This window comes from Pseudoalteromonas sp. GB56, assembly GCF_054923835.1.
The window spans coordinates 2481224-2495842 of sequence record NZ_JBPCHK010000001.1; the positions used below are offsets into that span (position 1 = coordinate 2481224).

Consider the following 14619-nt stretch of genomic DNA (forward strand, 5'->3'; position numbering starts at 1 on the left):
TTATTCTTCTTCGTCTGACTGAGTACCGCGCTTTTGCTCATCTTCGCGCATCACTGAGTCAACAAGGTTAGAAATACGCATACCTTCCATTAACGAGGTATCTACCACGAAACGAAGTTCTGGAACGATACGCGCGCGGATACGATTACCCAACAATGAACGGATATAACCGCTGGCGTCATTTAGAATGCGCATGCTTTGCTTGGTTTTGCTCTCATCTTCTTGATTGAAGACAGTCACGAAGATTTTCGCATAAGATAAGTCACGCGATACTTCAACCGCCGATACAGTCACCATGCCTAAACGTGGGTCTTTCACTTCACGCTGGATGATCACGGCGATTTCTTTTTGGATCTGTTGCGCTACGCGCTCTGTGCGAGAAAACTCTCTCATTATCACCACTTATATAAAAAATACCCTGTGCGTTGTTGAACAGCAGCCGGGTAATACACAATGCACAAATGGGGGCACGAAGGCCCCCATCATTTATTTAGGTCAGTAAGGCTTACAGTGAACGTTGAACTTCAACTGTCTCGAATACTTCGATCTGGTCGCCAACTTTAACATCATTGTAGTTCTTAACGCCGATACCACATTCCATACCGTTACGAACTTCTTGTACGTCGTCTTTAAAGCGACGAAGCGACTCAAGTTCACCTTCATAGATAACCACGTTATCACGAAGTACACGGATAGGCGCGCTGCGCTTAACAACACCTTCAGTAACCATACAACCTGCAATTGCACCAATTTTAGGTGACTTAAACACGTCACGTACTTCAGCAAGACCAATGATCTCTTGCTTAAATTCTGGCGCAAGCATACCTGACATTGCCTGTTTAACTTCTTCAATCAGGCTGTAGATAACGCTGTAGTAGCGTAGGTCTAGGTTCTCAGCTTCAATCACTTTACGTGCAGATGCATCAGCACGTACGTTAAAGCCCACAACGATTGCATTAGACGCTGCTGCAAGTGTTGCATCAGTTTCAGTGATACCACCTACGCCTGAACCAACAATCTTCACTTTCACTTCATCAGTAGAAAGTTTAGTTAATGAATCAGAAATTGCTTCGATTGAACCTTGTACGTCAGCTTTAAGTACCACGTTTACTTCAGATACATCGCCTTCAGTCATGTTAGCAAACATGTTTTCAAGCTTCGCTTTCTGTTGACGCGCTAGTTTCACTTCACGGAATTTACCTTGACGGTAAAGTGCAACTTCACGTGCTTTACGCTCGTCACGAACAACGGTAGCTTCATCACCCGCCGCTGGGATACCAGAAAGACCTAGAATCTCAACTGGGATTGATGGACCCGCAGACTTGATGTCTTGACCGTTCTCATCTTTCATCGCACGAACGCGGCCGTATTCTAGACCACACAGTACGATATCGCCTTGGTTAAGCGTACCTGATTGAACAAGGATAGAGGCAACTGGACCACGGCCTTTATCTAGGCGCGATTCAATAACAACACCGGCTGCCATACCTTCAGTCGGAGCAGTAAGCTCAAGGATTTCAGCCTGCATTAGTACTGCTTCAAGAAGGTCATCAATACCCAAACCTGTTTTCGCAGAGATGTGTACGAATTGCGTGTCACCACCCCATTCTTCAGGAATAACGTCTAACTGAGCTAGCTCGTTCTTAACACGATCTGGGTCGATACCCTCTTTATCCATCTTGTTGACAGCGATGATTAAAGGTACGCCTGCAGCACGCGCGTGCTGAACCGCTTCTTTAGTTTGTGGCATTACACCATCATCCGCAGCAACAACTAGGATTACGATATCCGTTGCTTTCGCACCACGAGCACGCATTGAAGTAAACGCTGCGTGTCCAGGAGTATCAAGGAAAGTAATCATGTGACCGTTTGTTTCAACGTGGTATGCACCGATATGCTGCGTAATACCACCAGCCTCACCAGAGGCAACCTTCGCTGAACGAATGTAGTCAAGTGTTGATGTTTTACCGTGGTCTACGTGACCCATAACAGTAACAACTGGCGCACGAGGAACGGCTGTCCCTTCTTCGTTACGGTCGCTTAGTACTTTCTCTTCTAGTTCGTTTTCACGAACAACAACCACTTTGTGACCCATTTCTTCAGCAACGAGTTGTGCTGTTTCTTGGTCAATTACTTGGTTGATGGTAACCATGTCGCCCATTTTCATCATGGTCTTAACGACTTCGGCACCTTTAACAGCCATACGAGAAGCGAGTTCAGCAACGGTGATAGTCTCACCGATACGTACTTCTGCTTTCTTATCCGCTACTGGTTTTTGGAACCCGTGCTGTAAAGAGGTAGGCGCTTTTAGCTTACCTTTTTTGCCTTTACCCATTTTCATAGGTGCTTCAGCTTCTTTGCCTTTGGGCTTTTTCTTTTTACGACGCGCGCTTTTCTCTTCACGTGCATCTGACTCGTCTTCTGCTTCACGAGCATAAGTAGAAGTAGTTAGGTGGTGATCAGCCGTTTCTTCACGGCGTTTACGCTCCTCTTCTTCTTGCTTCCAGCGTGCTTCGTTTTCTTCCGCTAGGCGACGAGCTTCTTCTGCTTGACGTTGTGCTTCTTCTTCAGCTTTTTTCAATGCTGCCTCTTCTGCTTCTTTCTGTAAGCGCTCAGCTTCTTCACGTTCTTTCTGAGTTTGCGCCTCATCCTTTGCAGAATCTTTACTTTCTTTGCGCTGTGCTTCGGCTTTACGCTTCGCTTCTTCTTTGGCTTTACGATCAGCTTCTTCTTTAGCTTTACGATCTGCCTCTTCTTTTGCCTTACGTTCAGCGTCTTCTTTCGCTTTACGCTCAGCTTCTAACTTTTGAGCTTCAAGACGCGCTTGCTCTTCAGCTTCTAAACGCGCTTGCTCTTGCTGCTCCTCTAAGGCACTTTTCTTCACGTAGGTGCGCTTTTTGCGCACTTCTACTTGAACGGCCTTAGCTTTGCCTGTTGAGCCTGTCACGCTTAGCGTACTTTTCTTTTTACGCTGCAGTGTCATACGCTCTGGACCTGATGCGCCAGAGCCGCCATGTTGCTTTGACAAATGGTCAAGCAACTGTGCTTTTTCTGACTCGTTTACCTGGTCATCAGCTTGCTTTGAAATACCAGCACTGTCCAATTGCTGGAGCAATTTATCAACAGTTGTACCAATGTCCTCGGCTAGTTTTGCTACACTTACTTCTGCCATGTTGTTTGTTACCTCCGTTAATAAATTACTCTTCACCGAACCAGCAGATGTTACGTGCAGCCATAATTAGGTCGCCCGCTTCCTGCTCAGAAAGCTCTGTAATTTCTACTAGTTCGTCAATACCTTGCTCAGCTAGATCTTCAAGAGTGATAACACCTTTACTTGCCATTACGTAAGCTAGGTGGCAATCTAAACCTTCAAGGCTTAATAGGTCTTCAGCCGGCTCTGCGCCTTCAAGACTTTCTTCGTCTTTCAACGCCTTTGTTGTTAGAGCGTCTTTAGCGCGGTTACGAAGCTCTTCGACGGTGTCTTCATCAAGACCGTCGATTTCTAGGAATTCGCTTGTTGGTACGTATGCCACTTCTTCTAGTGTTGAGAAGCCTTCACCAATTAATAGCTCAGCGAAGTCATCGTCGATGTCCAAGCCTTCTGTGAACAGTGAGATCAGTTTGTCTGATTCAGCTTGGTTCTTCGATTGCATGTCTTCAACCGTCATTACGTTTAGCTCCCAGCCAGTTAATTGGCTAGCTAGACGTACGTTTTGACCGTTACGGCCAATCGCTTGTGCTAGGTTGTCTGCTTCAACAGCGATATCCATTGAACGTGAATCTTCGTCCATTACGATAGAAGCTACTTCCGCTGGTGCCATCGCATTGATAACGAATTGCGCTGGGTTGTCATCATAAAGCACGATATCAACACGCTCACCACCTAGCTCTGAAGAAACAGCCTGTACACGTGCACCACGCATACCTACGCACGCACCCACAGGGTCGATACGCTTGTCGTTTGACTTAACGGCGATTTTCGCACGTGAACCTGGATCGCGTGCCGCTGAACGAAGTTCAATCATCTCTTCGCCAATTTCAGGCACTTCAATGCGGAATAATTCCATCAACATTTCAGGCTTAGAGCGTGTTACGAACAATTGCGCACCACGCGCTTCTGGGCGCACGGCGTACAATAAACCACGTACACGGTCACCCGGACGGAAGTTTTCACGCGGAAGCATGTCATCACGGTAGATTACCGCTTCGGCATTGTTACCTAAATCAAGGATGATGGCTTCACGGCTTGCTTTTTTAACAACGCCCGTTACCAACTCACCTTCTTGATCTTTATAAGCTTCAACCACAAGTGCACGCTCAGCTTCACGTACTTTTTGTACGATAACTTGCTTAGCCATCTGCGTAGTAATACGGTCAAACTTGATTGACTCGATTTGCTCTTCCACGAAGTCACCCAATTGCTTCTCTGGTTCTTCAACCTGAGCTGCTTCAAGGGTAATTTCGCGATATGGATTTTCTAAGCTGCCATCTTCTTGCGCTTCAACGATTTGCCAACGACGGAACGTGTCGTAATCACCAGTTTTACGGTCGATTGATACACGTACATCAATGTCACCATCGTGTTTTTTCTTTGTTGCGGTCGCTAGTGCGAACTCTAATGCTTCAAAAATTTTCTCTTTGGGGACCGCTTTTTCATTGGAAACGGCTTCCGCCACCAATAGGATTTCTTTTGCCATAGGTATTGCCTCGCTTGCCCTATTCCTTCGCACTGAAATTAAAGTTTGGCGATGATATTTGCACGCTCAATGTTGCTGATCATGAGCATAAACTCTTCATTATCAACATTGATTGTGATCATATCAGCGTTAACTGCTACTAGGTCGCCTTTAAAATTACGGCGACCATCTTGTGGAAGCTTGGTTCTCAACCTGACTTCTTCACCCACTGCATTTTGGTAATGTTCTGGTTTGAACAGTGGACGATCTACGCCAGGTGATGACACTTCCAAATCGTATTCATTAGTAATTGGATCTTCTACATCGAGGATCGCACCAACTTGTCGAGAGACATCAGCACAGTTATCCACCGTGATACCATCTGGATGGTCGATATACACACGCAGTGTGGAATGGCGACCCGCTTGAATGAACTCAAGCCCCAGAAGCTCAAAGCCAATTGCTTCGACCGCCGGTGTTAACATTTCAGTTAATGTTTGTTCGAGCTTTGTCACGAAACTTCTCCATAGAAACAAAAAAAGGGCTAAAGCCCCATTTTCAATACAGATACAATAACGCCCCGAACCAAGCGGGGCGTCACACTGGAAATATCTTCTCGAAAGTAGATACTTCCTGATTTTCTGTGCGGCCTAGGGCCAAGCTTGGCTGCGGGCTATATCTGTACGATAAACCGCTGCGACGACTTAGCAAAATCTCTTCTGCTAAACGCAAAACGCGCATTTCAGAGAATGCGCGAACTTCAATCAACAACTAAAGAACTTGTCTTTCGCTGTTTAAAAATCTGCTGCATGAAGCGAAAGAAAGTACTGCGCTTCATTCATGGCACCTATTATAGTGCCGTGGTTATCAATAAGCAACCATCGATAACGCTTAAAGCCTGATTTAACAAGGCCTTTACATAAAAAAACCAAGCTATTCGCTTGGTCTCTTTATATGGTGCCGTGAGCGGGACTTGAACCCGCACGAGCTATGCTCACCACCCCCTCAAGATGGCGTGTCTACCAATTCCACCACCACGGCTTAATCTTTCTTAGTTAGGAACGTCAGTGTTTGTGCTCTTAGGTTCCTCAACTGGGATATCACTCGCTGCATCGTTTACAGTTTCAACTGCAGGTGCTGCTTCTAGATTTTCCCATTGGTCTGTTTTCTTGATTTGGCCTGCTGTTAGGTTACCTAACACAATGCTCAACACAAAGAATACAGTTGCTAACACTGTTGTTGTCTTTGTCATAAAGTTACCAGCGCCCGACGAACCGAATACGGTTGCAGAAGCACCAGCACCGAATGACGAACCCATGTCAGCGCCTTTACCTTGCTGAATTAGCACAAAACCAATAAGTGCAATTGCAACAATCAAATAAACTACTAAAAGAATCTCGTACATTTAATTCTATCCTTTTGCACTTTTACAGATACTAATGAAGGCATCGGTCTTAAGACTTGCTCCGCCAATTAGGCCACCATCAATATCTTGTTGTGCAAATAATTCACTGCTGTTTTTTTCGTTTACGCTGCCACCATAAAGGATAAGCAAACGCTGTGCTATTTCACTGTCTAACGACGCGATCTTCGCACGAATAAATTGGTGTACTTGTTGAGCTTGTTCCGGCGAAGCAGTTTTACCTGTGCCGATAGCCCAAACCGGCTCGTATGCTATCACAGATTGTTCCAGCCCAGCCACACCTAATTTTTTAACCACTGCGTCTATTTGCGCACTGATTACAGATTCGGTTTCATTTTGCTCTCGTTGTTGCTCAGTTTCGCCAACACACAACACTGGAATTAAGCCGTGTTGTTGCGCTTTTACGAATTTGTCAGCAACCACCTCATCACTTTCACCAAAAATATGACGACGCTCTGAGTGACCCACAAGTGCGTATTGCGCACCAAGGTCTTTCGCTAAACCTGCTTGGGTTTCACCTGTGTATGCACCAGAGTCGAACTCTGACACTGTTTGCACACCCGTATTGACACCTAACTTGGCACATTCGCCAACAAGTAAAGCAGGAACAAAAAGAGCTACATCAACGTCTTGCCCTGAAACAGCCTTAATTTCATTTGCCATTTCATTGAGTAGTTCAAGTGAACCGTTTAATTTCCAGTTACCTGCCACAAAAGGCTTACGTGACGCCATGTCTTACTCCATGTTCGAAAGCGGGCGAGATACTATCGTGACTCGCCCGAAGTTACAAGATAATATTTTTGCAAAAGCGTTTAACTGCTCACACTTTCAACAACTTGGGCGATTTTCTGACTAAAATCGAGCACTTGTTTCTCTTGCTCAGCTTCGACCATGACGCGCACAACCGGTTCAGTACCTGATTTGCGCAACAGCACACGCCCCTTTCCAGCAAGTAATTGCTCAACCTCAGCAACCGCTGCCTTTAACTTCTGGTGCAATGGTTGGGTCTGTGCCTGCTTGATAGCGTACATTGATCATATTCATTGGGTATTTGACAAAACCTTGACCTAAATCGCGCAATGTTTTGTTTGTTGTTACCATAGCTGCCAACACTTGTAGGCTTGAGATAATGCCATCACCAGTACTGATCAAATCTAGGTTAAGTACGTGACCGGAACTTTCACCACCGATTTTCCAACCCTTTTCTTTTAGCAACGCCATGACATAACGGTCGCCCACTTTTGAGCGAGCAAACTCTATTCCTTTTGCTTTAAGTGCATTTTCAAGACCCATGTTAGACATCACAGTGCCCACGACACCACCACCCAATTCTCCCTGTTCATGGAGTAAGCTTGCGATGATATAAACAATGTCATCACCATCGAAGACATGCCCTTTGTGATCAACCATCATTACACGGTCGCCATCGCCATCGTAGGCAATACCAACATCAGCCCCTTCTTCAAGCACTTTACGCTTGAGCGCAGCGACATCGGTCGCACCGCATTTTGCATTAATATTTAACCCATTTGGTTCACAGGCAAAGGTAATAACTTCTGCACCCAACTCCTGCATTACCGCTGGGGCAATGTGATATGTTGCACCGTTTGCGCAGTCAAGAACAATTTTGAGTCCTTCGAGTGACTTACCTTGTGGGAACTGGCTTTTACAGAACTCGATGTAACGACCATCCGCACTCACTAGACGACGAGCTTTACCCAATTTTTCAGACGGTACGCATTCCATCTTTTGGTCCATCATGGCTTCTATTTCAAGTTCTACCTCATCTGGTAGCTTTAAGCCTTCACTCGAAAAGAACTTAATTCCATTGTCGTGATAAGGGTTGTGCGATGCACTAATAACAATCCCGGCTTCCGCACGGAATGTTTGCGTTAAATAAGCAACGGCTGGTGTTGGCATCGGACCAAGTAAAACGACGTCGATGCCTGCAGCAATCAGGCCTGATTCCAAAGACGTTTCCAGTAAATAGCCTGAGATCCGCGTATCTTTGCCGATAATAACTTTACGAGTACCTATTTTTGACAGCACCTTACCTGCTGCCCAGCCAAGCTTGAGGGCAAATTCTGGCGTAATAGGATACTCACCCACTAGGCCTCGTACGCCGTCGGTACCAAAATATTTTCTGTTGCTCATTAGTTCATTCCTACGCGTTATACTGCTGGTTGCGCTTGCAGAGGGTTCATTGTTGCGTTGTGCACACGAACCACATCCACTGTTTCTTTTACATCATGCACTCGGACAATTGCTGCGCCTTTTTGCATACAAATTAAAGCACCTGCTAGGCTAGCGCTCAATCGCTCATCCGCGCCTCTATTTAGTAATTGTCCAAACATGGATTTTCTTGAGAGACCCGTCAGTATGGGGTAGCCCAAGCTTTTAAGTTGTTCTAGTTCTTTGAGTAACTGATAGTTATGCTGCAGAGATTTACCAAAACCGAATCCAGGGTCAATGATTATGTTTTTGGCATTGATACCTGCATCCAAGCAGCACTGTGCCCTTTTTGCAAGATAGTCTGCGACTTCGAGTGTGACATTTTCGTAATCTGGTGCGGTTTGCATGGAACGCGGCTGCCCTTTCATGTGCATAATGCACACTGGTACATTGACCTTCGCGGCAACGGCTAGCGCTCCTGGCTCTTCAAGGGCACGCACATCATTGATGATATCAGCACCAGAGTGAACCGCTGCTTGCATAACTGCTGCTTTGCTTGTGTCTATTGATATCACGCAATCACTGCGTTCACGAATCGCTTGAATAACCGGAACCACACGATCTAATTCTTCTTGTTCGAGTACATCGGCTGCACCTGGGCGCGTTGATTCACCACCAATATCAATAATGGTGGCGCCTTGGGCAAGCATTTCCATCGCACGATTGACAGCGCTGTCGATGTTATTGTGCTGACCGCCGTCAGAAAAAGAATCTGGAGTTACGTTGAGGATCCCCATTACCTGTGGGGTTGTGAGGTCGAGTTCACGGCCTCGAGGTAGAAGTAACATTGTTATTATTTTCTCTATACAGAGCCTTCTTAAACTATCCCTTTAAGCTGCTTGCTCGAGATGAGTGGAAAAGTTTAAGAAGGAAAAGCCCCAATGAGTATGGGGCTTTGGGTTTACTTGTCGTCTTGTGTGCTAGGCTTATCGTCAGCGCTTGGTGCAGGTTCTTCTTCCTTTACCGCTTCTGATTTAGCCTTGGATTTTTCTTGATGCTTAAGGTCGTGTGCATCACTCGGTGGACGAACGTCACGACGGGCCATTAGATCATCAATCTGTTTCGCATCAATGGTTTCGTACTTCATTAGTGCATCTTTCATGGTATGCAAGATATCCATGTTATCACGCAGAATTTGCTCAGCACGCTGGTAGTTACGATCAGAAAGTTCGCGTACTTCCACGTCGATTGCTTTTGCAGTCTCATCCGACATACTCATGCTACGCGAAGAGCCGCGGCCCATAAACACTTCACCCTCTTCTTCCGCGTAAAGAAGTGGTCCCATTTTGGCGCTCAAACCCCACTGTGTCACCATCTTACGAGCGATTTGTGTCGCACGTTCGATGTCATTACTTGCACCCGTAGTGACTTTGTCATCACCGTAAATCAAGGCTTCAGCAATACGGCCACCGTACAAGCTTGAGATCATCGACTCGAGGTGTTCTTTTGAATGACTTACACGGTCTTGCTCCGGCAAGTACATAGTCACACCTAGCGCGCGACCACGCGGAATAATTGATACTTTGTATACAGGGTCATGCTCAGGGACCATGCGTCCAACAATTGCGTGACCTGCTTCATGGTATGCCGTCATTTCTTTTTCTTGCTCAGACATCACCATTGATTTGCGCTCAGCGCCCATCATGATTTTGTCTTTCGCAGCATCGAATTCTGCCATGCTAACAACGCGCTTGTTACCGCGAGCAGCGAATAATGCCGCTTCGTTCACAAGGTTGGCGAGATCAGCACCAGAGAAACCTGGTGTACCACGCGCGATAACTGATGCTTCTACATCGTCAGCTAAAGGCACTTTGCGCATGTGTACTTTAAGAATCTGCTCACGACCACGAATATCAGGTAGACCAACCACTACTTGTCGGTCAAAGCGACCTGGACGAAGTAAGGCTGGGTCTAGTACGTCTGGACGGTTGGTCGCAGCAATAACGATAATACCTTCGTTACCTTCAAAACCATCCATTTCAACAAGCATTTGGTTGAGTGTTTGCTCACGCTCATCATGACCGCCACCCATACCGGCACCACGTTGGCGACCAACGGCATCAATTTCGTCGATAAAGATGATACAAGGAGCCGCTTTCTTCGCTTGTTCGAACATATCACGAACACGTGATGCACCCACGCCCACGAACATTTCCACGAAGTCAGAACCTGAGATAGTGAAAAATGGTACTTTCGCTTCTCCAGCTACGGCTTTTGCCAGTAGCGTCTTACCTGTACCTGGAGGACCGACCATCAGCACACCTTTAGGAATACTGCCGCCTAGTTTTTGAAACTTAGATGGGTCTCGAAGGAAATCTACAAGTTCAGTGACATCTTCTTTAGCTTCGTCACAACCAGCAACATCAGCAAATGTCGTTTTAACTTGATCTTCACTCATCAGGCGCGCTTTACTCTTACCGAAAGACATCGCGCCCTTGCCGCCACCGCCTTGCATTTGACGCATGAAGAAAATCCATACACCAATAAGCAGCAACATTGGGAACCAAGAAACGAAGATGGTCGCTAAGAAAGACTGCTCTTCTGGAAGAACACCTTTGACGTTGACATCATTTTTCAATAGATCATTGATAAGGTCTTCATCGTACATTGGCATGACTGTTTGGAAACGATCGCCATTGGTTTTAACCCCGGTGATCATGCCTGTGCCGCGGTCCATTACTACTTCACGTAATTGTTGATTACGTACGTCCTTCACAAATTGTGTATAACTGGTTTGTCTATCAAGATTATCTGAGCCATTAAAGCCCTGAAAAACCGACATTAAAACCACGGCAATAACTAGCCAGAGTATTAAATTCTTTGCCATATCACTCAAGGTGTTAACCTCTTGTATCTAAATTAATTAAATTCAACTTTTCCCGACAACTGTACTACAGTTTGTAGCCCGTCGCTACTACATATACCTCGCGAGAACGCGGTCTCGACGCATCGGGCTTACGGATTTTTACTGTTTTGAAACAGTCTCGAACGTCTTTCACAAACTGGTCGAAGCCCTCTCCTTGGAAAACTTTAACCGCAAAAGCACCATTCTTTTTCAACACTTGGTGACACATATCCAGAGCTAACTCAACCAGATACATACTACCTGCTTGGTCTGTGCTCATGTTGCCACTCATGTTTGGTGCCATGTCTGAGAACACAACATCTACGTTCTTACCATTGATACGTTCGAGCAACGCGTTAAGCACAGCTTCTTCCCGAAAATCACCTTGAAGGAAGTCTACACCAGCCAACGAATCCATCGGCAGAATATCACACGCTACAACTTGCCCGTTGTCGCCGACTTGCTGAGCAAGATACTGTGACCAACTTCCAGGAGCGGCACCCAAGTCGACAACGGTCATACCGTCGCGCAGTAACTTGTCTTTTTGCTGTATTTCTTCAAGCTTAAATACAGCTCGTGAACGCCACCCTTGTTTTTGTGCTTCATGCACATAGTGGTCATCAAAATGCTCCTTGAGCCAACGCTTCGAGCTCGCAGAGTGTTTTTTATTCGTCATAAATTACACGTAACTTAATAGTATTATCTGCTAGATGGCGTTAGAATACCGATAATTCAAGCTCGAATCAGCAAAATTTAGAAAATCTATGAAACTATCGAATAAACAAAAGCAGTATCTAAAAGGCCTTGCGCACCCTCTCAAGCCAGTTGTTTTGCTTGGTGCAAACGGCTTAACCGAAGGTGTTATTGCGGAAATAGACAGTGCTTTGAATATTCACGAGTTGATTAAAGTGCGCGTTCCAACTAACGACCGCGAGACCAAAGCACTCATTTTTGAAGCGATTGTCCGTGAGACAGGTGCACATAAAGTGCAAGCCATCGGTCACATCATCGCACTCTATCGACAAAGTGAAGACCGCAAGATTCAATTGCCTCGCAATTAATAATCTGCACATAAAAAAGGTCAGCATCGCTGACCTTTTTTGTATCCTAATTCCACAGCTGTAGTTACGCTTTTCTCTCCATCGCCAACAGTTGATCTATAAACTGCGTTGTTAGCTCATTGATCAACCCTGTTTCGGCATTAAGCAGCAAGCTAAAGCCAACATTGAGTCTCGGAATGACGACGATATCGGTTCGATACCCTTGCACCCATCCACTGTGATAGTAAATTGTTTCATTGTCATACTGATAAATACGCCAACCCAAACCGTAATGGGCTTGCTTTACATGTTTTTTCCATATACGACGACGCTTTTCTTTAGTCGTAAGCGTATAAGGTTGCACTTGAGTTTGCAGTGCGTCTAACGATAACACGCTTGGGTACATACCCAACTGAGCTTTGAGCCACTGCACCATATCCGCTGCACTGGCATTAACTCCAGCAGCTGGAAGTACTTTGTAGTAGTTCTTTTTCAAGCGTGCAGTGTGCCAGCTCTTTCTGCCTCTGACATGTGGGTATGCATAATTATCGTCTGCGACCATCCCTTCATAACCGACGCTGGCATGACGCATTCGCAGGGGCCTGAAAATAAATTCATGCATCCAGGTTTCATAATCCATGCCGCTGGCGCGCTCTATCACATCACCCACGAGTGAAAACATCACATTTTGATAACCATAGCATTGTCCAGGCTGACAGATTGGTTCTACTTGAAGCAAGCGTTCAACGATGTCTGGGTAGGACATGCGAGATTCGATAAGGTTATCGTAAGCATTGGGAACCAAACCACTTGCATGACTTAACAGGTGAGAAACTTTTAGCGTATTTTGATATTGCGTTTGTTTAAGTTCGGGAATGTACTTGTCGACGGGAGATTCTAGGTCAATCACTCCTTGGGCGTCCAGTTTAGCAGCCAAAGAGCCCGCGAACGTTTTTGATACAGAGGCAAGGCGAAAGCGAGTATTGACGTCAACCTGTCGACCTTTTTTTAATTTTGTTTTACCAAATCCCAAGGCGACCGAAGGGTGGTTACCATGAACAATCGAAAGCGCTGCCCCGGGTATCTTTTTTTGTTCAAGCTGACGCTCAAGATCGGAAACATAGGAGTCAACAAAGTCATGCCATTGATTGGCATCGGCCGCAGGTTTACTTGCTTGAGAAGACATAGGAGCCAAAAACATCAAGGCAAATAAACAAAGTAAGGAAGTTAATCGCTTCTTTCTCATTATTTTTATTTTTGTTCAGTAAGACGTTTATTGACGTAAATAATACCATGAAGTTTAGGTTAAACTCACGTACAATACAGCGTTTGTATGTGTGGGCTGACATTTTTAATGATGAAAAGCCACCTCAGAATCTACAAAAGTAACCATACGTCTTGGATTTTGTACTTGTTAAACAAAGTGTGAAATATAACTAACTTCGAGCCCCTATATGCAACTGAGTGTTTTTAAAACCATGACTAACAATATAGTAAAAAGCGGTTTAGTTTTTACGACCCTTGTGCTTGCGGGCTGCAGCAGCTTTAACATGCCAATGCCTATCATGGAATCACAAACTGAACGCGTTGTTATGCCGACCAAACCGACTCTGAGTGAACGCACTTATGTGCTCGAATATCAAATAGACCATCAAATTCCCCGTTTAAAATCCGTGCAATTACCAGCTCACCCAGTTAATCGCGGTCAGACAGTCGTTATTGATAGTCAGCAAGTAGCGCTGACAGATCGATTACGCAATAGACTGATTGCAATCTTTAATGAAAAAGAGTTGATAGTCATTACAGATCCTAAGCAAGCGGATTATATGTTGAGCATCAATCAGCTTGATATCAGTGAAACAGATGATGCTGAGTATACCCTCAGCAATGGCCATATTCTCAGTAAAGAAGACCTACAAGAGCAATTGGCGACTTACAGCTGTAGTAATATCTCTGGCTCAGTGAGTATGAAGTTAACCCACTTGGCTTCCAAAGATGTAGTGTGGTTTGCTAAGTCATCATTGGACACAGCGAGTTTTCAACGCAACCCATTGCGATTCCAATTAACATTAACTGATAGCATTGAAAACCAAAAACAAGTTCAGCAATTTGTACAAACACACAACGCACCTGATGCACTCGCTGAGCGCGGTGACAAACCCGCACCTATTGCTCCGAGTTATCAAGTCGTCACTAAGTCTTCAGAGCTAGATAAAATTGCGGGGGCCTGTACAACCACAGAAGTGAGCGCGTTAGTCCCTGACCTTCACTATTATCTGAGCGGTATTTTACTCGAGAAAATAAGCATTAACTGACGCGAACTCCGTGGTAGCTCGCTTCCTACAATTTCTTACAGTTTGTAGCAGTAACTGTCATTACAATAAAAATAAAAAGTGTGACACC

General features: G+C 45.3%; 12 protein-coding genes, 1 tRNA gene and 1 pseudogene. 2 read left to right on the forward strand and 12 right to left on the reverse strand.

Annotation, left to right across the window (positions count from 1 at the left end; translation table 11 throughout):
* From rbfA to rlmE, 11 genes and pseudogenes are all read right to left on the reverse strand, one after another.
* Complete coding sequence (rbfA, locus tag ACH19P_RS11600) at positions 1-393, reverse strand: 30S ribosome-binding factor RbfA (protein ID WP_462158688.1); 393 nt, start codon at positions 391-393, stop codon at positions 1-3.
* Positions 394-505: 112 nt separating this feature from the next.
* The gene (infB, locus tag ACH19P_RS11605; RefSeq protein ID WP_462158689.1) at positions 506-3172 is read right to left on the reverse strand and encodes a translation initiation factor IF-2; all 2667 of its coding nucleotides are present in this window, start codon (positions 3170-3172) and stop codon (positions 506-508) included.
* A 25-nt stretch (positions 3173-3197) separates the two neighbouring features.
* Positions 3198-4697 carry a transcription termination factor NusA gene (gene nusA, locus ACH19P_RS11610; protein WP_462158690.1) on the reverse strand — a complete coding sequence of 500 codons (1500 nt, stop codon included), beginning with the start codon at positions 4695-4697 and terminating at the stop codon, positions 3198-3200.
* 38 nt (positions 4698-4735) lie between these two features.
* Complete coding sequence (gene rimP / locus ACH19P_RS11615) at positions 4736-5191, reverse strand: ribosome maturation factor RimP (protein ID WP_462158691.1); 456 nt, start codon at positions 5189-5191, stop codon at positions 4736-4738.
* Positions 5192-5631: 440 nt separating this feature from the next.
* Positions 5632-5717: transfer RNA gene (locus tag ACH19P_RS11620), tRNA-Leu, on the reverse strand.
* 10 nt (positions 5718-5727) lie between these two features.
* Entirely contained in the window at positions 5728-6081 is a 354-nt protein-coding gene (secG, locus tag ACH19P_RS11625; protein WP_462158692.1) for a preprotein translocase subunit SecG, read from the reverse strand.
* Positions 6082-6087: 6 nt separating this feature from the next.
* Entirely contained in the window at positions 6088-6831 is a 744-nt protein-coding gene (gene tpiA, locus ACH19P_RS11630; protein WP_462158693.1) for a triose-phosphate isomerase, read from the reverse strand.
* 80 nt (positions 6832-6911) lie between these two features.
* Positions 6912-8253 (reverse strand): annotated as a pseudogene (glmM, locus tag ACH19P_RS11635) (phosphoglucosamine mutase).
* Positions 8254-8270: 17 nt separating this feature from the next.
* Positions 8271-9119 carry a dihydropteroate synthase gene (gene folP / locus ACH19P_RS11640; RefSeq protein ID WP_462158694.1) on the reverse strand — a complete coding sequence of 283 codons (849 nt, stop codon included), beginning with the start codon at positions 9117-9119 and terminating at the stop codon, positions 8271-8273.
* A 113-nt stretch (positions 9120-9232) separates the two neighbouring features.
* Complete coding sequence (ftsH, locus tag ACH19P_RS11645) at positions 9233-11158, reverse strand: ATP-dependent zinc metalloprotease FtsH (protein ID WP_462158695.1); 1926 nt, start codon at positions 11156-11158, stop codon at positions 9233-9235.
* Between the two features lie 64 nt (positions 11159-11222).
* Positions 11223-11852 (reverse strand): 23S rRNA (uridine(2552)-2'-O)-methyltransferase RlmE, encoded by a 630-nt coding sequence (gene rlmE / locus ACH19P_RS11650; protein ID WP_462158696.1) that lies wholly within the window; start codon positions 11850-11852, stop codon positions 11223-11225.
* 88 nt (positions 11853-11940) lie between these two features.
* Between rlmE and yhbY the strand changes: the two genes are divergently transcribed.
* A complete protein-coding gene (yhbY, locus tag ACH19P_RS11655) occupies positions 11941-12237 on the forward strand; it encodes a ribosome assembly RNA-binding protein YhbY (RefSeq protein WP_462158697.1) in 297 nt (98 codons plus the stop codon).
* Between the two features lie 64 nt (positions 12238-12301).
* Here yhbY and ACH19P_RS11660 read toward each other — a convergent pair whose 3' ends face one another.
* Positions 12302-13462, reverse strand: a complete 1161-nt coding sequence (locus ACH19P_RS11660; protein WP_462158698.1) for a serine hydrolase domain-containing protein — start codon at positions 13460-13462, stop codon at positions 12302-12304.
* 232 nt (positions 13463-13694) lie between these two features.
* Here ACH19P_RS11660 and ACH19P_RS11665 point away from each other — a divergent pair, with 232 nt between their 5' ends.
* Positions 13695-14531 carry a hypothetical protein gene (locus tag ACH19P_RS11665; RefSeq protein ID WP_462158699.1) on the forward strand — a complete coding sequence of 279 codons (837 nt, stop codon included), beginning with the start codon at positions 13695-13697 and terminating at the stop codon, positions 14529-14531.
* Positions 14532-14619: the final 88 nt, after the last annotated feature.

Excerpts from the sequence above, each read along its gene's own strand:
- rbfA (WP_462158688.1), bottom strand. The coding sequence starts at position 393 with ATGAGAGAGTTTTCTCGCACAGAGCGCGTAGCGCAACAGATCCAAAAA.
- infB (WP_462158689.1), bottom strand. The coding sequence starts at position 3,172 with ATGGCAGAAGTAAGTGTAGCAAAACTAGCCGAGGACATTGGTACAACT.
- nusA (WP_462158690.1), bottom strand. The coding sequence starts at position 4,697 with ATGGCAAAAGAAATCCTATTGGTGGCGGAAGCCGTTTCCAATGAAAAA.
- secG (WP_462158692.1), bottom strand. The coding sequence starts at position 6,081 with ATGTACGAGATTCTTTTAGTAGTTTATTTGATTGTTGCAATTGCACTT.
- tpiA (WP_462158693.1), bottom strand. The coding sequence starts at position 6,831 with ATGGCGTCACGTAAGCCTTTTGTGGCAGGTAACTGGAAATTAAACGGT.
- folP (WP_462158694.1), bottom strand. The coding sequence starts at position 9,119 with ATGTTACTTCTACCTCGAGGCCGTGAACTCGACCTCACAACCCCACAG.
- ftsH (WP_462158695.1), bottom strand. The coding sequence starts at position 11,158 with ATGGCAAAGAATTTAATACTCTGGCTAGTTATTGCCGTGGTTTTAATG.
- rlmE (WP_462158696.1), bottom strand. The coding sequence starts at position 11,852 with ATGACGAATAAAAAACACTCTGCGAGCTCGAAGCGTTGGCTCAAGGAG.
- yhbY (WP_462158697.1), top strand. The coding sequence starts at position 11,941 with ATGAAACTATCGAATAAACAAAAGCAGTATCTAAAAGGCCTTGCGCAC.
- ACH19P_RS11660 (WP_462158698.1), bottom strand. The coding sequence starts at position 13,462 with ATGAGAAAGAAGCGATTAACTTCCTTACTTTGTTTATTTGCCTTGATG.
- ACH19P_RS11665 (WP_462158699.1), top strand. The coding sequence starts at position 13,695 with ATGACTAACAATATAGTAAAAAGCGGTTTAGTTTTTACGACCCTTGTG.